18 protein-coding genes and 1 pseudogene are annotated in these 20,754 nt (G+C 63.0%); 11 read left to right on the forward strand and 8 right to left on the reverse strand.

Features of this window, described 5'->3' with window-relative positions:
- The coding region (locus JC607_RS25330; RefSeq protein WP_233092694.1) for a hypothetical protein at nucleotides 1–206 on the reverse strand (206 nt) is incomplete at its 3' end.
- A 289-nt stretch (nucleotides 207–495) separates the two neighbouring features.
- Nucleotides 496–732, reverse strand: a complete 237-nt coding sequence (locus tag JC607_RS05475; protein WP_198835945.1) for a hypothetical protein — start codon at nucleotides 730–732, stop codon at nucleotides 496–498.
- Nucleotides 733–1,112: 380 nt separating this feature from the next.
- Here JC607_RS05475 and JC607_RS05480 point away from each other — a divergent pair, with 380 nt between their 5' ends.
- From JC607_RS05480 to JC607_RS05505, 6 genes are all read left to right on the forward strand, one after another.
- A complete protein-coding gene (locus tag JC607_RS05480) occupies nucleotides 1,113–2,213 on the forward strand; it encodes a tetratricopeptide repeat protein (RefSeq protein ID WP_198835946.1) in 1,101 nt (366 codons plus the stop codon).
- Between the two features lie 476 nt (nucleotides 2,214–2,689).
- Nucleotides 2,690–3,646 (forward strand): UDP-glucuronic acid decarboxylase family protein, encoded by a 957-nt coding sequence (locus JC607_RS05485; RefSeq protein ID WP_370584756.1) that lies wholly within the window; start codon nucleotides 2,690–2,692, stop codon nucleotides 3,644–3,646.
- Between the two features lies 1 nt (nucleotide 3,647).
- Entirely contained in the window at nucleotides 3,648–4,640 is a 993-nt protein-coding gene (gene galE / locus JC607_RS05490) for a UDP-glucose 4-epimerase GalE (RefSeq protein ID WP_198835948.1), read from the forward strand.
- Nucleotides 4,637–6,499: a glycosyltransferase family 2 protein gene (locus JC607_RS05495; RefSeq protein WP_198835949.1), complete on the forward strand. Its 1,863-nt coding sequence runs from the start codon at nucleotides 4,637–4,639 to the stop codon at nucleotides 6,497–6,499. The genes galE and JC607_RS05495 overlap by 4 nt, the downstream gene beginning before the upstream one ends.
- Nucleotides 6,500–6,525: 26 nt before the next feature.
- Entirely contained in the window at nucleotides 6,526–7,422 is an 897-nt protein-coding gene (locus JC607_RS05500; protein ID WP_233092696.1) for a glycoside hydrolase family 26 protein, read from the forward strand.
- A gap of 126 nt (nucleotides 7,423–7,548) precedes the next feature.
- Nucleotides 7,549–7,809: a hypothetical protein gene (locus JC607_RS05505; protein ID WP_198835950.1), complete on the forward strand. Its 261-nt coding sequence runs from the start codon at nucleotides 7,549–7,551 to the stop codon at nucleotides 7,807–7,809.
- 265 nt (nucleotides 7,810–8,074) lie between these two features.
- Here JC607_RS05505 and JC607_RS05510 read toward each other — a convergent pair whose 3' ends face one another.
- Complete coding sequence (locus JC607_RS05510) at nucleotides 8,075–8,992, reverse strand: LysR family transcriptional regulator (protein ID WP_198835951.1); 918 nt, start codon at nucleotides 8,990–8,992, stop codon at nucleotides 8,075–8,077.
- A gap of 70 nt (nucleotides 8,993–9,062) precedes the next feature.
- Nucleotides 9,063–10,067, reverse strand: a complete 1,005-nt coding sequence (locus JC607_RS05515; protein WP_198835952.1) for an NADP-dependent oxidoreductase — start codon at nucleotides 10,065–10,067, stop codon at nucleotides 9,063–9,065.
- Nucleotides 10,068–11,235: 1,168 nt separating this feature from the next.
- Here JC607_RS05515 and JC607_RS05520 point away from each other — a divergent pair.
- Nucleotides 11,236–12,322, forward strand: a pseudogene (locus JC607_RS05520) (IS110 family transposase); the annotation flags it as partial.
- 1,249 nt (nucleotides 12,323–13,571) lie between these two features.
- Here the strand turns inward: JC607_RS05520 and JC607_RS05525 are convergent.
- From JC607_RS05525 to JC607_RS05535, 3 genes are all read right to left on the reverse strand, one after another.
- Nucleotides 13,572–13,820 (reverse strand): hypothetical protein, encoded by a 249-nt coding sequence (locus JC607_RS05525; protein ID WP_198835953.1) that lies wholly within the window; start codon nucleotides 13,818–13,820, stop codon nucleotides 13,572–13,574.
- A gap of 124 nt (nucleotides 13,821–13,944) precedes the next feature.
- Nucleotides 13,945–15,381: an NAD-dependent succinate-semialdehyde dehydrogenase gene (locus JC607_RS05530; protein ID WP_198835954.1), complete on the reverse strand. Its 1,437-nt coding sequence runs from the start codon at nucleotides 15,379–15,381 to the stop codon at nucleotides 13,945–13,947.
- A gap of 205 nt (nucleotides 15,382–15,586) precedes the next feature.
- The gene (locus tag JC607_RS05535) at nucleotides 15,587–16,597 is read right to left on the reverse strand and encodes a TraB/GumN family protein (RefSeq protein ID WP_198835955.1); all 1,011 of its coding nucleotides are present in this window, start codon (nucleotides 16,595–16,597) and stop codon (nucleotides 15,587–15,589) included.
- Nucleotides 16,598–16,914: 317 nt separating this feature from the next.
- Here JC607_RS05535 and JC607_RS05540 point away from each other — a divergent pair, with 317 nt between their 5' ends.
- Both JC607_RS05540 and groL read left to right on the forward strand, forming a co-directional pair.
- Entirely contained in the window at nucleotides 16,915–17,202 is a 288-nt protein-coding gene (locus tag JC607_RS05540) for a co-chaperone GroES (protein ID WP_198835956.1), read from the forward strand.
- Between the two features lie 75 nt (nucleotides 17,203–17,277).
- A complete protein-coding gene (groL, locus tag JC607_RS05545; RefSeq protein ID WP_198835957.1) occupies nucleotides 17,278–18,915 on the forward strand; it encodes a chaperonin GroEL in 1,638 nt (545 codons plus the stop codon).
- 110 nt (nucleotides 18,916–19,025) lie between these two features.
- Here the strand turns inward: groL and JC607_RS05550 are convergent, their stop codons facing one another.
- The gene (locus tag JC607_RS05550) at nucleotides 19,026–19,529 is read right to left on the reverse strand and encodes a GreA/GreB family elongation factor (protein WP_198835958.1); all 504 of its coding nucleotides are present in this window, start codon (nucleotides 19,527–19,529) and stop codon (nucleotides 19,026–19,028) included.
- A 108-nt stretch (nucleotides 19,530–19,637) separates the two neighbouring features.
- On the opposite strand from JC607_RS05550, the gene JC607_RS05555 reads away from it, so the two are divergent.
- Together JC607_RS05555 and JC607_RS05560 are read left to right on the forward strand one after the other, a co-directional pair.
- On the forward strand, nucleotides 19,638–20,036 hold the full coding sequence (locus JC607_RS05555; RefSeq protein ID WP_198835959.1) for a low affinity iron permease family protein: 399 nt from the start codon (nucleotides 19,638–19,640) through the stop codon (nucleotides 20,034–20,036).
- Nucleotides 20,030–20,746, forward strand: a complete 717-nt coding sequence (locus JC607_RS05560) for a triacylglycerol lipase (protein WP_198835960.1) — start codon at nucleotides 20,030–20,032, stop codon at nucleotides 20,744–20,746. Before JC607_RS05555 ends, JC607_RS05560 begins: the two co-directional genes overlap by 7 nt.
- Nucleotides 20,747–20,754: the final 8 nt, after the last annotated feature.

The raw sequence follows: 20,754 nt of genomic DNA on the forward strand, positions 1-20,754 counted from the left end.
CCTCCCGCTCCAGCCGCCGGCCGGACGGGATCCGGGACGGCCAGTCCGCGCAGCGGCGTGGGGATGGAAGCCGGGCGCTGCCCGATCGGGGTCATCGACAAAAATACCGTCGATACGGGCCAGGTTATCTTCTGCGACCCAGTCAGCCAGCCGGTCAGGGAAAAATATGTCTGATCCCGGCGAACACCCCCGATGAAACCCGCCATGCCAGGCCTCCCAACCCTATGAAAGGATCACAGATTGCAGCCTTTACACAGGCGCGGCGGTGAGCGGTCTGAAGGCAGTGCGGCGTGGCAGTCGCGGCAAACCTGGACCAGCAGCCGTTCCTGCGCACCGCAGACCGGGATCCTCAGCGTTGCCATAAAGGAGGAAAAGCCACCTGAAAACAGCACGCAGCAGCCCTCCAATGCGGCCTTTCACGCAGGCTGCGGCTGCAGAGCAGCTTCAACCCCCGGTGGGTGACGTGCTGACATATGAGGCTGCAGTGCGTCTGGATTAGCCCTTCGTGCAGCGCGATGTCTGTCCGGAGCCTGCAAGCGTGCAGATCCAGCTGGCATTGGCCCGGGCCATGTCCAATATCGTCAGCACCGGGTCCGGCGCGCCGGGCTTTGGCCGGGGCCATGTATCGGCGGCATTTGCCAGCCAGTCGAAATCCGCAGCCCCTACGGCTGTCTGTTCGGCATGGGCGGGGGTGGTCAGCGGCAGCAGGAAAGCAAGAAGCAGAGGTCGCAAGGGGTCGTTCACCTTTTCAGAAATCGCCAGGAGCGGGCATTCCGGCACCCGCCGTCGCAGCGGGGCGGTCGCGCACCGGCAAGCCATGCCGTGCATTGGGGCAGCCGGAACAGTGGGCAGACCGGAATTTGCGGCCCGCGCCATCCCGAGATACGTCAGACGGGCCGGGCCGACAGTCCAGCGGGACAGCTGCCATATCGGGTTGCGCATCACTACGCGGGATACCACCGTTTGTGCAATCTGCCGTTTCGGCCGCAGGCGGGCGAGTGGCGGAAATCCGCAGGCGCGGTCCTTTCACAGCGGCCTGACAGGGGCCTTGGCAGAATCACCGCTTTCTACGATCCTGAAATCCGGCCTGACATTTTCTTGATGAGAGGAAAATGATGATGCGTCGCGATTCCATCTTCCGTTCTGTTCGTCTGCTGCTGCTGGCCCTGTTCGCGGACACGGCCTTGCCGGCCGGCCTGATGGCCGAGACGCCACCTGCCGCCGATGATCTGATCCGGCAGGGGCTGGCGCTTGCCTACAGCACCCCCGTGGCGGGCGAAGATACCCGGCGCGGCATCGCGCTGCTGGAAAAATCCGCCGCCACAGGCAGCGCCAGGGCAGAGGTCGAACTGGGCAGCCTGTATCTTTACGGCGACGTTGTCCCCCGCGACTTGCGTCGTGCGCGCGGGTATTTTGAAACCGCCGCCGCAGCGGGCGACTGGTCCGGTCTTGCACAATTTGGGGCAATGCTGATGTGGCGCGAACAGGATTGGCAGGAAGGCCAGCGGCTACTGGAACAGGCGGCGGAACAAGGGATGGCCTCGGCCTGGGTCACCTTGGCCAGGGGCGCGATGTATGGCTATCTTGGCGGTGGCAGCACATCCCGGGCGAAATACCGCGCCTATGCCGACAAGGCCGAAGCCGCCGGCGCACCGGGGATGGCCGTGCTGGAGGCTGAGCGTCTGCAATGGGGCATTTCGGTCCGGGCGGATGGCACCGAGGCGGTCAAGGTGTTGCGCCGGGCCGCCGATGCGGGTGATGCCGATGCGGCACGCGCGCTGATCATCCTGCTGCGCGATGGCAATGGTCTGAACATCGGCAAGGACCGCGACGCAGCGCGGGCGGCCCTGTCAGCCTATGCTCCTCTGCTGACCGAGCCGGATCGGTGGCAGCTCGACATCAGCATTCAGGCCGCCGAGGCCCGGGGTACGGCGGATTACGCAGCGCTGGCCAGCGCAGTCGCCACGCATCATGATTGGGTGACGAAGGATCTGGGCAACCAATTGGCGCGCGCAAACCCAAATGCGCTGATCTATCTGCTGCAAACGCGGCTGGTCACGGCGGGACACGCGCCGGGCAGGCCTGACGGCTTTGCCGGTCACAAGACACTGGCGGCAATGAATGACGCATGTCCAAAGGTGGCAGCCGCCGCTCTGTGCCGTGACAGCGTGCTGCGCCCCGATGTGATGGCCGCATTGCTGACCCTCCACTAGCCGCTGATGCCGATTTAGAATTGCCCAGGCGGCCCGGTCGATCCTTCGGCCGGGCCGCTGTCATTTCCCATCGCGAAGCTTCCGAGCCGAATCGGCCAGGTTTTTTTCATTTGAAAAAAGGCAAGCAAATTCACCCGTGGGTTGCAATTCTCGCGGCAAGATCCCGAAGATGCACCGAATAGCTGCGGCGAATGGCATATTGTGCCCAAACGAAGGCAAAATGTGACGATTTCTTGACATTTCGGGGGCGCAGCGCGATCCTGGCGACATACGTTGTATCGAGAGCATTTTGCCTGATCGCGACACGGACCTTTCCTGCCACGCCCAGGCGCAGAAGCTCCTCCACCTTAGAAGCAAGCACCAGCAATGATCACAGCGGATGATGCAGCGGCATCATCCCATCGGGATATAAGCCAATGCAGCCTTTTGATTACAGGTCGGCAGCCCCTTCGGGTTTGCCCGGCAGCGGAAAAGTTGTGCTTGTCGCAGGCGGAGCCGGATTCCTCGGATCGGCGCTGTGTGGGCGTCTTCTGGATGAAGGAAACAGGGTCATCTGCGTCGACAACCTGCTGTCGGGCGATCTGTCCAATATCGCCGATTACATGCAGCATCCGCGGATCTGCTTTGTCTTGCAGGACATCATCAACCCGCTGACCATCGCTGGTCCGGTGGATGAAATCTACAACATGGCCTGCCCGGCCTCGCCGCCGCGGTATCAGCGCGATCCCATTCATACGATCCGCACCTGCTTTGAGGGGTCGATGACTCTTCTGCGCCTGGCGGCGGAGAAGGGCGCGCGGATCCTGCTGTCTTCGACCTCGGAAATCTATGGCGATCCCGAGATCACCCTGCAGCATGAGCGCTATCGGGGCAATGTGAACACGGTCGGCCCCCGCGCCTGTTATGACGAAGGCAAGCGGGCGGCGGAAACCCTGTTCTGGGAATACGGTGCCCATCTGGGGGCAGAAACCCGCATCGCGCGCATCTTCAACACCTATGGTCCGCGCATGCATCCCGATGATGGCCGGGTGGTGTCGAATTTCGTGGTGCAGGCGCTGCGGGGACAGCCGCTGACAATTTATGGTGACGGGGCGCAGACCCGCAGCTTCTGCTATGTCGATGACATGGTCGACGGGCTGATGCGACTGATGGCCAGCGATGAGAAGATGCCCGTCAATCTGGGCAACCCGGGCGAATTCACGATGCTGGAACTGGCGCAAACCGTGCGCGATGCCCTTGGAAAGCCCGTTGAAATCACCTTCCGACCGCTGCCGCAGGATGATCCGCGCCAGCGTTGCCCGGATATTGCGCGCGCGCGCGATCTGCTGGGCTGGGCGCCGAAAATGTCGCTGGCACAGGGGCTGAAGCCGACAATCGGCTGGTTCACCGCCCGGGTGCAGGCCGAGCTGCGCGAAACGACCATGGTGTGCTGACATGGAACGCGCGATCCTTGTAACCGGCGGGGGCGGATTTATCGGCTCGCATGCCTGCAAGGCCCTGAAGGCAGCTGGGTATCTGCCGGTGACGCTGGACAACCTGTCCACCGGCCATGCCGATGCGGTAAAATTCGGGCCGCTGGTCAGGGGCGACGTGCGGGATGCCGATCTGGTGGCGCGCACACTGACCGCCCATCGCTGCAGCGCTGTGATCCATTTCGCCGCCTCGGCCTATGTCGGGGAAAGCATGTCCGATCCCGGGCGCTATTACGACAATAACATTGGCGGGATGACCGGTGTGCTGCAGGGCTGTGCGCAGGCGGGCCTTGACCGGATCGTATTTTCCTCAAGCTGTGCGACCTATGGCATCCCCGACCGGTTGCCGATCCGCGAAGATCTGCCACAGCACCCGATCAACCCCTATGGCCGCACCAAGCTGATCTGCGAATGGATGCTGGCCGACCACGCCGCCGCCCACCGGCTGCGCTTTGTGGCGCTGCGCTATTTCAACGCCGCCGGGGCCGATCCCGAGGGGGCCCTGGGCGAAAGGCACGACCCCGAAACCCATCTGATCCCGCTGGCCCTGCGCGCGGCCTCGGGTCAGGGCGGGTCGCTGCGGGTGTTCGGCAGCGATTATCCAACGCCCGACGGCACCTGCATCCGCGATTACATCCATGTGCAGGATCTGGCGGCGGCGCATGTGCTGGCGCTTGGTCATCTGTTGCAGGGCGGCGCAAGCATGGTGCTGAACCTTGGCACCGGACGCGGGCTTTCGGTGCGCGACATTCTGACCGGGATCGCCTGGCTGACCGGCAGGCCGGTGCCGGTGATCTGGGATGCCCGCCGCCCCGGCGATCCGGCCGAACTGGTGGCCGACCCGGCCGAGGCCGCGCGCCGGCTGGGCTTTCGCGCGCAGCGGTCGGATCTGGCGACGCTGCTCGCCGATGCGGCGCCGTGGTTCGGGCTGATCCCGGCGGGGGTGCGGCCATGACCGACCGCCCGGCACGTCCGCCCTATGTCTCGCCCCGCCGTGACCGCGCGCCTGTGACAGTGCCGCAGGGGCGCAACGGGTTTGCCGTTTCCCTGTTCTCGCGGCGGCAGCGGGTGATCTATCTCACGCTTTGCCTGCTATGGGCGCTGGCGGTGGCCTGGTTCTGGATCTGGTGGCTGGACCCGGCGCATTTCGTGGGCTGGGTGCCCTTCCTGTTTGCCACCATTCCGCTGCTGTGGATCCAGTGGTTGCAGGTGTTTTTCGTGGTGGTCTTGCTGATGGCGGCGCGCTCTGCCGCGCCGGACCCGCAGCCCGGACAGTGGCGGGTGGCGATGATCGTGACCAAGACCCCGTCCGAACCCTTCTGCATCCTGCGCCGGACGCTGGAGGCCATGCTGGCGCAGGATTACCCGCATCACACCTGGCTGGCGGATGAAGACCCCTCGCCCGAAACCCGCGCCTGGTGTGCGGCGCATGGCGTCCACATCTCGACCCGAAAGGGGTTTCCTGCCTATCATCAACCCGTCTGGCCGCGCCGCACCCGCTGCAAAGAGGGCAACCTGGCGTTTTTCTACGACCATTGGGGCTATGACAACTACGATATCGTGGCGCAGCTCGATGCCGATCATGTGCCGCAGCCCGGCTATTTGCGCGAAATGGTCCGCCCCTTTGCCGATCCGCAGGTGGGCTATGTCAGTGCGCCGTCGATCTGTGCGGCCAATGCCACCGAAAGCTGGGCCGCGCGAACCCGCCTGCATACCGAGGCGGCGTTTCACGGGCTGTTCCAGATGGGCTATACCCGCCTGTTCACGCCGATGTGCATCGGATCACATTACGCGGTGCGCACCCGGGCGCTCCGGCAGGTCGGTGGTCTGGGCCCCGAACTGGCCGAAGATCATTCAACCACCATGCTGCTGAGCGCGGGCGGCTGGCGCGGGGTGCATGCCATCGACGCTATCGCCATCGGCGATGGTCCGGCCAGCGTGACCGATCTGGTCACGCAGGAGTTCCAGTGGTCGCGCAGCCTGCTGTCGCTGCTGCTGCAACATAGCGGGCGATACCTGCCGAAACTGTCGCCGCGGCTGCGCTTTCTGTTCGTGTTCTGCCAGCTCTGGTATCCGCTGTTCGCGCTGACCGCGCTGATGATGTATCTGGCCCCGATGGTCGCGCTGGCCTTTGACATGCGCTTTGCCAATGTGACCTATCCCGGCTTTCTGCTGCATGCGGTTCCGCCGGTCATTGTGCTGTTGCTGATCGCTCTCCGCATCCGCCATGACGGGTTCTTCCGTCCGGTCGATGCGCCCGTGATCAGCTGGGAGAAGGCACTGTTCCTTGCGATGCAGTGGCCCTGGGCATTGTGGGGCTGCGCCATGGCGGTCCGCGACCGGCTGACCGGCAGTTTCGTCGATTTCCGCATCACGCCGAAGGGGGAGGCCGCGGCGCGGACTCTGCCCCTGAAGGTGCTGGCGGTCTATACGCTGCTCGCGCTTGGGGCCACGCTGCCGGTGTTGTTCAGCGCCGAGCTGGCCAATGCGCGCGGCTTTCTGCTGCTCGCGCTGCTGAACGCGGCGCTTTACACCGCATTGGTCGTGGTCATCGTCTGGCACCATCTGCGCGAGACGGGCGCGATCCGCCATCAATCCGGCCTGTCCACGCTGGGCCAGACCGCCGCTGCAGGCGTCGTGCTGGCCACAGTTGCCCTTGGGTTCAGCTGGCGCGGCGTGGAAAGCATGCATGCGCTGGCCTTCGGATTGGAACCGCTGCGTCTGGTTCGCGCCGAATACGGCATCGCGGGCGCCGGCTATGGTGCCAATGACCGTATCTACTTCATCTGGGATCCCGGCTGGATCACCCGATGAAAATCAAGGGGAAAGGAGAAAGACCCATGTCACTGATCCGCACATACGCCCCTCGCGCCGCCCTCATGGCCTCGGCCCTGTTCGTGGCTCCGGTGGCCTTTGCCGCGCCACCGGGCACATTGCCCTTCGGCGCCTATGACCCCGAGGGCTATTTCGCCTCGGACAGCGAACTCACGGTCGAGCATGTCTTCATGCCATGGGAAGACGTCAACCTCGCCTCCCTGCTGGAGGCGGATGCCTATGCGCTGGAACGCAAGCGCGCGCTGATGATCACGGTCGAGCCATGGACCTGGACCCGCGATGAACGCAATACCGCCGACTTCCTGCTGAATGGCATTCGGCAGGGCTATTACGATGCGAATATGAAGGCGGTCTGCGGCGTGATCGGTCAGCTGCAAAGCCCGGTCTCGGTCCGCTGGGCGCATGAGATGGAAACCGATGACGGACAGTTCATCTGGTCGGCCTGGCGACCCGAGGATTACATCGCTTCGTTCCGGCGGATGACCGAGATCTGCCGGGCGGAGGCCCCCAGGATCAACATGGTCTGGTCGCCGGTCGGGCTGCTGAATGCCAGCGACTACTATCCGGGCGATGATGTCGTCGATCTGATCGGATTGTCGATCTTTGGTTACGAGCCCTGGGACCGGGCGATCCTGGGCCGGGCGCAGGACTACCCGAGCCTGCTGACCGAACGCTATAATGAGGTAAAGGGGTTCAACAAGCCCGTGGTGGTCGCCGAGGTCGGCTATTCCGGCAGCGAAACCTATGTCGCCGCCTGGGAGGAAAAGGTGCGCGAAGCACGGCCTGATCTGCCGCTGCTGGTGGGTGCGCTGTATTTCAACCAGAAAGAGGTCTATCCGTGGCCCGATGGCTTTGGGATGCCTGACTGGAGGGTCGAACACCGTATCCTGCCCTCGAATTGACCGCATGACAGGGCATTGCCCCGGAATGACCTTATTCCTTGCGGAATCTCGCCGGATTAAGCGCGGCTAACTCGCTTTTTACGATCTGGACCTATCCAGAATTCGAAAACAGCGGGTTTACGCATCATGACGACGCGATATGCGGCCCTTGTCGCCGTAACAGTCATCCTCTGCCCGCCGGGTATGGCGGATGCAACGCAGATCGATGATCCCAGGCCGGCAACCGGTTTCAGCTGGATGGTGAACGGCGCACAGGCCGGGTCGGCCGAGATCCGGCAGCAGCGCGCGAAAGAGGCGCTGATCCGCGCCAAGGCGCTGAACAGCGGGGCCAGCTGGGTCTGCTCGCCCGCAGGCTTTGGCAAGGCCTCGCGTTGCCATCGCGGGTGACTTCGGCGCCAGACGAACGGCAGCTTTGGGGTATGCGGTCATGCAGCCTGCCGGGGAACTGAGCTGCGGCTATGGGCCGCGTTTTCCGTTGCATAAGCGATCGCCTCACCTTGTTGCGGCCAGCCTGAGTGCCCTGCAATGGGCCTGAAGTGTCGCGCGGGACAGCTGGCCCTGCCAGCGGCGTTCGACAGGGCCGAATGTGGCGGCCACGAGGACAAAGCTGCCCTTCGCTTCACCGGCGCCCCCGCCGTGGCCTGAGATTCGATCAGTCAAACGGGCCGCTGACGGGCCCCAGCTCTGCCCCCGCCAGGGTGGAGAAGTCATAGCCATCCACATGGTCGCGAAATGCCAATTGGGCGCGGGAGGGGTTTTCGCGGCTGGGGAAAATCATGGACATTTCATAGGGTGTCGGGAGCCAGTCGGGTAACAGTTGGACCAATGCACCGGAGGCAAGCGCGGACTGGCAGATATAGGCGGGCAGCAATGCGATGCCGCTGCCCTGAAGGCAGGCCCGAAGCAGAAAGCCCATGGAATCCGAGGACAAGGAGACGGTCGGCCGCAGATCCGGGGTCTCTGTCCCGGCAAAGGTCCAGTGCGGATGCGTATCATAGATGAGGCAGCGGTGCTGCGTCAGATCAGCGGGGCACAGGGGCGGCAAGCTGGTCTCGAGATATTCCGGGGCCGCCACGACCACCCGACGGATTGCCGAGATGCGACGCAAGATCATGTCCTGGCCCTGCGGTGCTCCAACCCGGAAGGCAAAGTCGATCCTGTCCTGCAGCAAATCCAGCGGGCGATTGATCGCGATCAGCTGCACCGAGATGGCCGGATTGGCCTGTGCAAAGGCATGCAGGAAGCCAGGCATGAAATGGACTGCGGTGATCTCGGGACAGGTGATCCGCAGCTGGCCCTCCGGCCTTGTCTTCAGGTGCCCCATCACCACAGCTGCCTCGCGGGCCTCATCCCGGACACGCCTGCAATGCTGCAGATAGACCTCCCCCGCCGATGTTGGCGTGACCTGCCGGGTCGATCGGTTCAGCAACCGCAGGCCCAGCCGCGCCTCCAGCCGCGCAATGCGCTGGCTGGCCGTGGATTTCGGCAGGCCGATGCGTTGGCCCCCCCTGGTGAAGCTGCCTGCTTCGGCGACCTCAAGCAGCAGGAGCATGTCGTCGAGGCTGTCCATACCCTTCACCTGCATTGTCCGGCTGTCTGCACAACAGACCGCCTGCCCATGACGGCAACCGGCGCGGGGATCAGACCCGCACCAGCTGCTTGCCGAAATTCTCACCCTTCAGCATGCGGATCAGAGCAAGGGGGGCCGCCTCGATCCCTTCGGCCACATCCTCGCGGGTCTCAAGCAGGCCCTGCTGATACCATTCTGTCAGCTGTTGGCGTGCTTCGCCATATTGCGCTTCGAAATCATCCAGCAGGAAGCCTTCGATCCGGGCGCGGGTCACGAGGATCCGGCGCAGGAAGCGGGGGCCGATATCCGGCTGATCGAACCTGTCGGCACGGGCGACGGTGCCGACCACGACGATGCGACCAAAAGTGTTAAGGTTAAGAAGCGCCGCGTCATGGATCGGACCGGCAGTGTTGTCCAGAAAGACATCGACGCCTGACGGGCAGGCCCTGGCAATTGCCCCGGTCAGATCACCGGTGGTGCGGTGGTTTATTCCGGTGCGATAACCGATGCTTTTGCACCAGTCGAGCTTTGCATCCGACCCGGCAATCGCCACCGGATCAAGGCCCCTGATGCGGGCAATCTGGCCGGCGATCTGACCAAGTGCCCCGGAGGCAGCCGGGATCAGCACTGTCTCACCCTGCTTTGGCCGCCCAACATGCAGCAACGAAAAGTAAGCGCTGAGGCCTGGCATGCCCAGGCATCCGAGCGAAGTCTGCACCGGCGCTGCGGCGGGATCGAGCCGGAGGGCGGTCTTCGCGGAAACGGTCGTCAGCGGCTGCCAGCCGAAATCATCAGCCTGGATAATGTCGCCGGGCTGGAACAGGGGGGATTCCGAGACGACAACTTCGCCCACCCCGCCGCCCACCATCATCTCGCCAATCTTATGGCCCGCCGCATAATTCTTTGCCGGACTCAGCCGTCCACGCATGTAGGGATCGACCGACAGCCACAACGTACGAACCAGCAGTTCCCCGCGCTGCGCGACCGGGGCGTCCCGATCCTCAAGGCCGAAGTCATCTGGTGAAAGCATGCCGGTCGGAAAGCGCTTCAGGACCCAGGTGGGATTTGATGTCATGGCACGGCCTCTGCTGCGTGAAAGCTGGACAAAAATTAGCCGCAATGCAGAGCGGGCAAAAGCGCCTCAACCCGAACTCAGTGTTTGATATGGCGAACGGTGGTGCTCCTGCCTGCCGTGCCACGCTTTCGCGAAATGCTCTCGCACCCCTCCGCCCCCAGGCAATCTCCCCAACCCGTGCTGCTCAGAACATACTGAAACCCAAGGACTGAGCGGCATCTTCGTGCTCTGTGCGCCGATCTGGCCGCGCGCTTCCTGCCAGCGGCGCCAGACAGGGCCAACCATGGCCGCTATGCGGACGAAGCTGCCGGTCGCGATTCACATCCGCGCAACTAACCCAGACGAATAAGTCGGCATTTTTTCGCTTTGAACACCCGCCCTTACCCTGCTTTTGAAGGGCGGCGACCACATTTCCTTTTAGAAACACAGATCCGAAAAGCGTTCGGGCTACCCATATTTCGGAACCATCAAGAGCTGTCTCCAGAACGGCTATGTCATCATCCTTCAGGTCCCAGGGCATCTTCCATTCGTTAGGGTTTGGAATTTCTTGAAGGAACTGCTTCTGATGTCTTTACTGAGTTCTGATATGAAGCTGCCGTCCTTGCGGTCAAATGGGCCATATACGCAGTAGCTCTTGTCGACGGGCGTCGTCCTGTCATGACGACAGAGAAGAACAGGCGCGGGAAACCCGTTACCCAGGCTGAATTGCATCAGTAATTTTGCGACCGGCCCGGAAAACCTGAGACTGCCATCGCCAGAGAATGCCGGCGGCAGGTCATTCAGCGCGTCACCCTTGTATGATGCGGAGAGATTCAGCGGCACATCCTCCGGGGGAGGCGCATGCGTCTCGAACGTGATGTTCCATCCTGGCTCGCTGCGATCTACATCGGTTCCGCGGACAATGGTGCTGTCCGTGGAGATGCTGCTGATCCAGACTTCGTCTGCTTTCGTTTATACCTTCACCTTCACCAGCAGTTGCCCTGCGAACGGCGATGCGATGAACCTGTGACGATTTTTGGACGAGGAGGGCCGCCTGGGGGGATACGGCCGCAGCTCGTAATGATTGCTACGGGGCGGACGAACGCCCGCCAATGGGATATGCCGGCTGCTTCCCCGACCGTTGGGTTATCCTGAACCGGGATCAACCGCGCCACAAGGAGAAGCCGCCATGTTTGACAGGAGGCAGGGAAAGATCGAAGGCCTTCCCGGTGTCGGTGTCGGTGTCGGTGTCGGTGTCGGCAAGGATGGGTTTCATCTGGTCGGCTTTGACCGCTCCGGTCAGGTTGTTTTACGACAGAAGATCAGGCGGTTCGCGCTGCAGGAGGTTTTCGCTGGCTTTGCGCGAGGCATAGTCGGAATGGAGGCGTGTCTCAGCGCCCACAATGTCAGTCTTACGTTGCGCGGCCTGGGCTTCGAGCCCCGGATTATCCCGGCGATCTATGTGAAGCCCTTCAATAAGGGCCAGAAGAACCTTTGCAATGATGCAGAGGCCATCGCCGAAGCCGCTCTGCGTCCGAACCTGCTGTCTGTCCCCGAGAAAACCCAGAACCAGCTCGATCCTGAGGCACTGCACCGGGTGCGCTTGCGTCTGGTGTCGCGGCGGACTGCCAGGATCAACCAGATCAGAGCCTTCCTCATTGAACAGGGGATCCCTGTTCGTCCCGGCCTCCGGGCCTCCGGGCGCTGGACACTTCGTTCGATGCGATCCTTGAGAGCCGTCAGGGCGAGACATCGACCCGAATGCGCAGCGGACTGACTGGCCTTCGCGACGATTGGCGGCGGCTGGATCAGCGCATTGAACATGTTTCCGATGAGATCAGGGACGTCAGCCGAAGCGACGAGACCTGTAGGCGCATCATGTCGATCCCTGGTATCGGACCAATGATTTCGACAGCGATGGTGGCTGCTGTCGGATCGGGAGAGCCCTTCGACTGCGATCGGGATTTTGCCGCGCGGGGCGCGGGCTGGTGCCGCAGCAGTTCAGCACTGGCGGCCGCATCATCCCTGGCCGGATCACCAAATGCGGCAGCCGTTATTTGCGGATGCTCCTGGTCGAGGCGGCACGGATCATCATGATGCGTCCCCATCTCTGGCCGAACTATAGCTTTGGAAGCTGGCTGGCCGGAGCGGTGACACGCATGCCCGGCAACAAGGCGGCCATAGCCTTGGCCAGCAAACTGGCCCGGATCGCCCGGAGCCTCCTGCGCCACGGCACCAGTTTCGACACAGCAGAAAACAGAGACATGGCGACGCGCGCGATCTGCCGTCCCACCGCCATCATCGAGTTCGCGAGAGAGAAAACAGCATGGAACGGATTGATTCCACCCCAGAGTCTGAGAGCCCATTGGGTCTTCGTCGACCTGTCCGCTGCTGAGTCCAAGGCGCGTGCGTAACCCCGTCATGGCCACGGCCCTCGCGCCGATCAGACTGGCCGGATACCTATGAGCGACTTCCGCAGCCACGCAAGATTCCCGATTGCGAACAGCAGCCGGCACATAGAAAAGGGCTCTTCGTGTCACCCCATTCATTCGGCCGCGTGATGTGCCGCCGTTTCAGCGGTGCGCCGTCCGCACGTTTGCCGAACCATCTTTTGCGACCGGGAGGCTTTTTTCCGGCAGGTTCGCAGCGCGATCTTTGCTTTCCGGCGGGCGGCATGTTCGGCGCTGCGGCTTGCTGTAACGCCATGGCACAGGACAGAACCTCGCCCAGACGCTCGTTCCCGGTGATTGCGGCATGGGTCACGCGCTGCTGGTCCTTGTCGAAAAGCGACCCGATCCGCGCGGTGATCACCCTGGGGCCGACGAAGCCCCCATGCAGAAAGCTGGCGGCGGAGGCACCATGGGCGGCGGCGAAAAACGCGCCGCCCGAAACACAACACGGGTGACAACTCCTCTGGCAAATGCCGCGATCTGTGCCCTGTGTTGTCAACATTCTGAGAACGCGCAGCTTCTCTTCCGGCAATCTTCTACCCGCTTCTGGCCTGAACGGCATGAACCGCGCGATGACCCCGGGATTGCTCCGGTCGGTCTTTGCCCGCATGCCTCAGAAAAGGGCATAGGCTTTGATCTGTGCCGGCTGTGATAAGGCCCGGAGCTGCACAAGTTGGGCATGGCCGGCCACGGTATCAGGAAGGCGATGATGCCACCCGCTCGACACACAAAAGCCCTCGGGCCAATCGCGGGAACCATCTGTGCCGATCACGGCGGCGGCTGGTATCATACGCGACCCATCGTCAAAGCCCGACCAAAGCATAGGCCGTGCCGCAGAGGAGGGCGGAAGGCACGGATCTAAAAGCGATCAATCCCGCACGCGCCATCTGGTGCACATTTCTGTAACATTGCGAGCACTCGTCACAGGCAGGTTATAAGGAATTTCAGTTCATTTTGGCGCCAGCGGAAATGGCTTTGATGGGGATATTCAGGGACAGAGAATGACAAAGCCCGCAGACTTCATTTTCTGTCCTCAAATATCCCGGGGGTGCGGGGGCAGCGCCCCCGCTCTTTTTTACGACGGCCAGCCGCCTTTGCCGCGGCAGCCATGCGGCGGCAGGGTTTTATCTCCGAATTCGGCAAAGAGTTGGGCGCAGCCCCAGTCCTGAACGAAGCCCGGCATATATTTGTGCAGGTCGATCCCGACCTCGTCGAAAGGCGTATCCGCGCTGGTCCAGTTCATGACCCAGGACACATATCTATAGCCGACCATTGCGACAGCCGCGAAAACTGCCACGACCAGGATCGTCAAAAACCGTTTCACTTGTAATCACCTCTCTCATTCCTGCGGCATCCGCCGCCGCAGGCAGCTTTGCCATATGACTGAGAGAGGCTCCAGAGACCGCAGCGACAGAAAGCAAAATCCGGCACCTGCGGCCCCGACCGCGTCAGCCTTTGCGGGTCACGAAACGGGTTTCGAGATAGGCCTCAATCGCCTCTGATCCGCCCTCGGTGCCGTAGCCGCTGTCTTTCATGCCGCCAAAGGGCGTTTCCGGCAGCGCGAGGCCGAGATGGTTGATCGTCAGCATCCCCGCCTCGATCTCATTCCCGAGCCGGGTCGCGGTGGCGGTGTCAGAGGTATAGGCGTAGGAGGCAAGGCCGAAGGGCAGCCGGTTCGCCTCGGCAATGGCCTCGTCGATGGTCGAGAAACGGTTGATCACCGCCACCGGGCCGAAGGGTTCTTCGTTCATGATCCGGGCCGACAGGGGGGCATCGGCCAGCACGGTCGGCTCGAAAAACCAGCCCTCATTGCCGATCCGGCGCCCGCCGGTGGTCAGACGTGCGCCCTTTTCCACCGCGTCATTGATCAGCGCCTCCAGCGCAGGAATGCGGCGTTCATTCGACAAGGGCCCCATTTCGGTGGCCGGATCCATGCCGTCGCCCACCTTCAGCTTTGCCGCATAATCGGTGAATTTTTCGGTAAAGGCCGCGTGGAGGTCATCATGCACGAGGAAGCGGGTCGGCGAGACGCAGACCTGTCCTGCATTCCTGAACTTATGCATCGCGATCTGCGACACGGCGAGGTCGAGATCGGCATCGCCCGCGACGATCACCGGCGCATGGCCGCCAAGCTCCATCGTCGCCCGTTTCATATGCAGCCCGGCCAGGGCCGCCAGCTGCTTGCCGATCGGGGTCGAGCCGGTGAAGCTGATTTTCCGGATCACCGGATGCGGGATCAGATATTCGGAAATCTCAGCCGGAATACCGAAAACGAGGTTCACCACCCCCGCCGGCACACCGGCATCCTGGAAGGCCCGGATCAGTTCCGCCGGCGAGGCCGGGGTTTCCTCGGGCGCCTTCACAATGATCGAGCAGCCCGCCGCAAGCGCGGCCGAAAGCTTGCGCACCACCTGGTTGAGCGGGAAATTCCACGGCGTGAAAGCCGCGACAGGGCCGACCGGCTGTTTCACCGTGAATTGCAGCACATCGGGGGCGCGCGACGGAATCACCTGGCCATAGCTGCGCTGGCCCTCGCCCGCGAACCAGTCGATGACATCGGCGGCACCGGCGATCTCGACCTTTGACTGCGCCAGCGGCTTGCCGTTTTCCAGCGTCATCAGCACGGCGATAGCATCGGCGCGGTCGCGCAGAAGGTTTGCCGCCTTGCGCATGATCTTGCCGCGTTCAAAGGCGGAGGTGTTTTTCCAGATCCGGAACCCGCGCTCTGCCGCGGCCAGCGCCGCGTCAAGATCTTCGCGCGCGGCATGGGCCACGGTGCCGATCTGGCGACCGGTTGCCGGGTTGATCACGGGAATCACCCGCCCCCCGGTTCCGGCGCGCCACTGGCCGTCGATGAAAAGGAGCGTTTCGGTATTGCGCGTCATGGCGACATCCTTCGGATCTGATCATCCCGCCCGGTCCGGGAGCATGGCCCGGCCGCGGCGCGGTTTCCTCCCGGCAGCAGCCGGTGGGCCCGAGGCAAGAAATAGCGCCGTGACCGCCCGCCGTCGACCGGACAATGCCGATATTCGCAGGATATCTTTGCGCCCAGCCCCGATCTGCCGCCTGTGCCGGCACAAAAGCGGCGGATCAGGGCGGCGATACGCCCCCCGCCAAGTCGAGTTCGGAAATCATCCAGCCATTTTCGGCCAGCAGATTCAGCACACCTTCCTCGCCCGAGAGGTGCAGCGCGCCAAAGGCCACGACCAGCGGCCCCTTTGCCGCCGCCGCCTCGATCACCGGGATCCAGGCGCGGTTGCGGCGGATCATCATCACATCCTCCATCACCGCCATCTCGGCATCGACCTGGTCTTTGGTATAGCCGGGCTGCTTATAGGCGAAGAGCCGGTTCAGCTCCCAGATCATCCGCGAATCTGCCTCGAAATAGAGATCTGCCATCGTCACCGCCATATCCTCAGACTGCCCCTCCATCGCCAGCGAGGCCTCGACCATGGCAATCGACTGTTCCTCGCTCAGGGCGCCGAACATCGTGAACAGAGTGTCATAGGGCTCCAGCGCCCGGACCGGCACATCGGCCGCGCCGGCCGCCTCGATCAGCTGCGCGTCGAGCCCGTTTTTCAGATCGGGCTCGGCGATCATGCAGGACGGAATCGCCAGCACCACCGTGGCATACCAGGGCTGAAACTTGGCCGCGAAAACCCCCGGTATGCCGCGCGCCTCCAGCGCCTCGGAAAGCCGCCGCCAGGTATCGCGCGGCAGGCGTTCCAGCAGGCTCGGTCCTTCGGTGATGAACATGAGCGACGGGTTTTTATCCATCGCCTGCATCAGCGCATCTTCCTCTTCGGGGCCGGCCTCGACCAAGAGCTCGGTGGCCGCGGCGATACGCCCGCTCAGCGCGGCCATGACCGACATATGACGAGGATCATCAATATGATAAGTGCCCACGATGGTCATCGCATGACCTTCTTTTTCAGCCGTCCAGAAATTGCCGCGTGCAAAGGGGACCGCATCGGCGCGGGCGCGAATCTCTTTCAGATCGCCGGGCAGCATCTGGTCGACCAGATTGGTCCCGGCACAATAGGCCGCAGCCTGCGCGACAAGCCCGAAAAGCACAAAGGCTGCGACGGCGAGATGTTTCATGACGGGCTCCGGCAAAATGGGCGGCAAAACGGGCACAGGCCGCGCGGCGCGGCACTGTTCCCTGGCCAGACTGACATTTCAGCGCGGCAAGACCAAGGCAAGACGCAGGCCGCCCATGCATGTCTCGGCTGACGTCTCCGCGATTGCTTTCCAGGGCCACCAGATCAGACGCCGGAACTGGCGGCGATAATGCGGATAAAAAGCCGGAAGAAGCGGTTGACAGGCCAGAGGGGTTTACCTACCTGTTGTCCCGTTAGCACTCCTCCAGGGTGAGTGCTGATCACATTCAACCTGGAACCTTAAGGGAGTGTTACCAGATGGCTTTCAAACCGCTGCATGACCGTGTGCTGGTCCGCCGCGTCCAGTCCGAGGAAAAAACCAAGGGCGGGCTGATCATCCCGGACACCGCGAAAGAAAAGCCCGCTGAGGGCGAAATCGTTTCGACCGGTGAAGGCGCGCGCAAAGATTCGGGCGAGCTGATCGCTCCGAGCGTCAAGGCTGGCGACCGCGTGCTGTTCGGCAAATGGTCGGGCACCGAAGTCACCGTCGAAGGTGAAGAACTGCTCATCATGAAAGAAAGCGACATCCTCGGCATCATCTCGTGATGACGGGCTGGCTCCGGCTTTTGCCGTGAGCCGCGCTTTCTTTTTCCTGAAACTTACATCCAAGGAGACAGCATAATGGCTGCCAAGGACGTTAAATTCACCACCGACGCTCGTGACCGCATGCTGCGCGGCGTCAATGTTCTCGCTGACGCGGTCAAAGTGACGCTGGGCCCGAAAGGCCGTAACGTCGTGATCGAAAAGTCGTTCGGTGCTCCGCGCATCACCAAGGACGGCGTGTCGGTTGCCAAAGAGATCGAACTTTCGGACAAGTTCGAAAACATGGGCGCTCAGCTCGTCAAGGAAGTCGCTCAGCGCACCAATGACGAAGCAGGCGACGGCACCACCACCGCTACCGTTCTGGCCCAGGCCATCATCAAGGAAGGCCTGCGTTCGGTCGCAGCCGGCCTGAACCCGATGGATCTGAAGCGCGGCATCGACCTCGCGACCACCAAAGTCGTCGAAGCGATCCGCGCGGCGTCGCGCCCGGTCAAAGACTCGGACGAAGTTGCACAGGTCGGCACCATCTCGGCCAATGGCGAAGCCACCATCGGCCGCTTCATCGCTGACGCGATGCAGAAAGTCGGCAACGAAGGCGTGATCACCGTCGAAGAGAACAAGGGCCTGGAGACCTCGGTTGAGGTTGTCGAAGGCATGCAGTTCGACCGCGGCTACCTCTCGCCCTACTTCGTCACCAATGCTGACAAGATGATTGCGGATCTCGAAGACGCATACATCCTGCTGCACGAGAAAAAACTCTCGTCGCTGCAGCCGATGGTCCCGCTGCTGGAGGCTGTGATCCAGTCGCAAAAGCCGCTGATCATCATCGCGGAAGATGTCGAAGGCGAAGCGCTGGCGACCCTCGTCGTCAACAAACTGCGCGGCGGCCTGAAAATTGCTGCTGTCAAAGCTCCGGGCTTCGGCGATCGTCGCAAGGCGATGCTGCAGGACATCGCGATCCTGACCGGTGGCCAGGTGATCTCGGACGATCTGGGCATGAAGCTGGAAAATGTCGGCATCGACATGCTCGGCCGCGCCAAGAAAGTCTCGATCAACAAAGACAACACCACCATCGTTGACGGTGCTGGCGAGAAAGCCGAGATCGAAGCCCGCGTGGCCCAGATCCGCACCCAGATCGAGGAAACCACCTCGGATTACGACAAAGAAAAGCTGCAAGAGCGCGTGGCCAAACTGGCTGGCGGCGTTGCAGTGATCCGCGTCGGCGGCATGACCGAAGTCGAAGTCAAAGAGCGCAAAGACCGCGTTGATGACGCTCTGAACGCAACCCGCGCTGCGGTGCAGGAAGGCGTGATCGTCGGCGGTGGCGTGGCTCTGGTTCAGGCCGGCAAGGTTCTTGAAGGCCTCAAGGGCGGCAATTCCGACCAGGACGTTGGCATCCAGATCATCCGCCGCGCGCTGGAAGCGCCGCTGCGTCAGATCTCGGAAAACTCGGGCGTTGACGGTGCGGTTGTTGCCGGCAAGATCCGCGAATCCTCCTCGACCTCGTTCGGCTTCAACGCTCAGACCGAAGAATATGGCGACATGTTCTCGTTCGGCGTGATCGACCCGGCGAAAGTGACCCGTACCGCTCTGGAGAATGCAGCCTCGGTCGCATCGCTCCTGATCACCACGGAAGCCATGATCGCGGACAAGCCGGCCGACAAAGGTGCTGCTCCGGCAATGCCGGGCGGCGGCATGGGCGGTATGGATTTCTGATCCATCCCTCATGGGACATTTGGAAAGGGCGGCTCATCAGAGCCGCCCTTTTTCTTTGCCGCTGTCGCGGCAAGCGCCTCCGGCGGGAGAGTATTTACGTCAAGAGGAAGTCAGGGCGCGGCCGGGCGGCGGATTGCCAGGATTTCAAGGGTCAGATCGCCTGCGGGGCGTTTCCAGGTCACCTCATCGCCGGGCCGCGCGCCGATCAGCGCGCGGGCAAGCGGGGAATGTGGTGCGATACGGCCCTGGCCCGGATCCGCCTCATCTTCGCCGGTGATCTCATAAAGCGTCTCAGTGCCGTTTTCATCCGCCACCAGCGCCTGGAGGCCGAAGGCCATCTCTTCGGTGCCTTGGGCGGCGGGATCGACCGGGATCGCCGAAGCGAGCCGCGCCTCGAGCCAGCGGATATCGCGTTCTGCCGCCGCTTCGGGCAGCTTGTCGAGCCGATCTGCCCGCGCCCGCAAGGCCGCAAGGTCGCGCAGCCGCGCCGTCAGCCGCGCCTCCAGATCCGCCAGCCCGCGCAGGGTGACATAATTCGGATGCTTTGAGAGCGGCAGCTCCGGCAGATCGGGCCGGTCCGCTCCGGCGTCTTCATTTACAAATGCCCGGCTCATACTGCCCCCTCACCAACCGGGCAAGGCTCGTCCGGAATACGCATCTTGTCCAGAGCCGTCCTCTGCCCCAGATTGACGCGATCACCAGTTGCCCGGGGATTGATCGTCATGAGCTATGCCACCGTCGCCCGAAGCTGCGCCCGGACCTGTGGTCGCCCCGCCACGCTGCTGATGGCCGCGGGTTTCGTGCTGACCTGGGGCATCACCGGGCCGTTTTTCGGCTGGTCAGACACCTGGCAACTGGTCGCCAATACCACCACCAGCATCATCACCTTCCTGATGGTCTTCCTGATCCAGAACAGCCAGGACCATGACACAGCCGCCATCCAGCTGAAGCTGGACGAGCTGATCCGGGCAACCCAGGGCGCCCATAATGCGCTGATGGATCTGGAAGAGCTGGACGAGCGCGAGATCGCCGAATTCCGCCGCCGCTTTATCGCGCTTGCCCGCGCGGCGCGCGAGGGCCAGGCGCGGGGCGAGGGCGATACGGGGTCGCCTGAATGCTGAGGCAAAGCAGCCTCTCCCGGCCCGCTTTGCGGCCTGCCCCCGGCCGCGCCCGCCATGAGACCGTGGCCCTGATCCATGGCCTTGCCCGCTCTCAGCGCTCGCTGCTGCCCATTGCGCTGCGGCTGAAGGCCGCCGGGTATGAGGTGGTGAATATCGCTTATCCCTCGACCAGAATGGCGGTTGCCGCGCTGCCCGCGCTTCTGGACCGCCAGCTGGGCGCGGCGCTGGAGATGGGGCGGCCGCTTCATGCCGTGACCCATTCGATGGGGGGGATCCTGCTGCGCGACTGGCTCAGCCGCAACGCGCTGCCGCCGCCCGGCCGCGTCGTGATGCTGGCGCCGCCCAATCACGGATCGGAAATCGTTGACCGGCTCGGCGCGCTCGCTCCGTTTCGCTGGGTGAACGGGCCGGCGGGGCTTTCGCTCGGCACCGCCCCGGACAGCTGGCCGAACCGTCTGCCGCCTGCCGATTTCCCGCTCGGGATCATCGCCGGAAGCCGCTCCGTCAGCCCCTGGTTCTCATCGCTGATCCCGGGCGAGGATGACGGCAAGGTCAGCGTCGCCAGCACCAGGCTCGAGGGCATGAGCGACCATATCACCCTCCCCGTCAGCCATACCTGGATGATGTTCGCGCCCGGCGTCATCCGCCAGACCCTGCATTTCCTCGCCCATGGCCGGTTCGCCCGCGAAACGGATGCTGCTTCCTCTTGACTTAAATA

Source organism: Paracoccus sp. IB05 (assembly GCF_016405985.1).
Taxonomy (GTDB): domain Bacteria; phylum Pseudomonadota; class Alphaproteobacteria; order Rhodobacterales; family Rhodobacteraceae; genus Pseudogemmobacter.

Coding starts and splice junctions, on each gene's coding strand:
- JC607_RS05540 (WP_198835956.1), top strand. CDS start 16,915: ATGGCTTTCAAACCGCTGCATGACCGTGTGCTGGTCCGCCGCGTCCAG.
- groL (WP_198835957.1), top strand. CDS start 17,278: ATGGCTGCCAAGGACGTTAAATTCACCACCGACGCTCGTGACCGCATG.
- JC607_RS05495 (WP_198835949.1), top strand. CDS start 4,637: ATGACCGACCGCCCGGCACGTCCGCCCTATGTCTCGCCCCGCCGTGAC.
- JC607_RS05480 (WP_198835946.1), top strand. CDS start 1,113: ATGATGATGCGTCGCGATTCCATCTTCCGTTCTGTTCGTCTGCTGCTG.
- JC607_RS05555 (WP_198835959.1), top strand. CDS start 19,638: ATGAGCTATGCCACCGTCGCCCGAAGCTGCGCCCGGACCTGTGGTCGC.
- JC607_RS05560 (WP_198835960.1), top strand. CDS start 20,030: ATGCTGAGGCAAAGCAGCCTCTCCCGGCCCGCTTTGCGGCCTGCCCCC.
- JC607_RS05515 (WP_198835952.1), bottom strand. CDS start 10,067: ATGACATCAAATCCCACCTGGGTCCTGAAGCGCTTTCCGACCGGCATG.
- JC607_RS05550 (WP_198835958.1), bottom strand. CDS start 19,529: ATGAGCCGGGCATTTGTAAATGAAGACGCCGGAGCGGACCGGCCCGAT.
- JC607_RS05535 (WP_198835955.1), bottom strand. CDS start 16,597: ATGAAACATCTCGCCGTCGCAGCCTTTGTGCTTTTCGGGCTTGTCGCG.
- JC607_RS05500 (WP_233092696.1), top strand. CDS start 6,526: ATGTCACTGATCCGCACATACGCCCCTCGCGCCGCCCTCATGGCCTCG.
- JC607_RS05505 (WP_198835950.1), top strand. CDS start 7,549: ATGACGACGCGATATGCGGCCCTTGTCGCCGTAACAGTCATCCTCTGC.
- galE (WP_198835948.1), top strand. CDS start 3,648: ATGGAACGCGCGATCCTTGTAACCGGCGGGGGCGGATTTATCGGCTCG.
- JC607_RS05510 (WP_198835951.1), bottom strand. CDS start 8,992: ATGGACAGCCTCGACGACATGCTCCTGCTGCTTGAGGTCGCCGAAGCA.
- JC607_RS05530 (WP_198835954.1), bottom strand. CDS start 15,381: ATGACGCGCAATACCGAAACGCTCCTTTTCATCGACGGCCAGTGGCGC.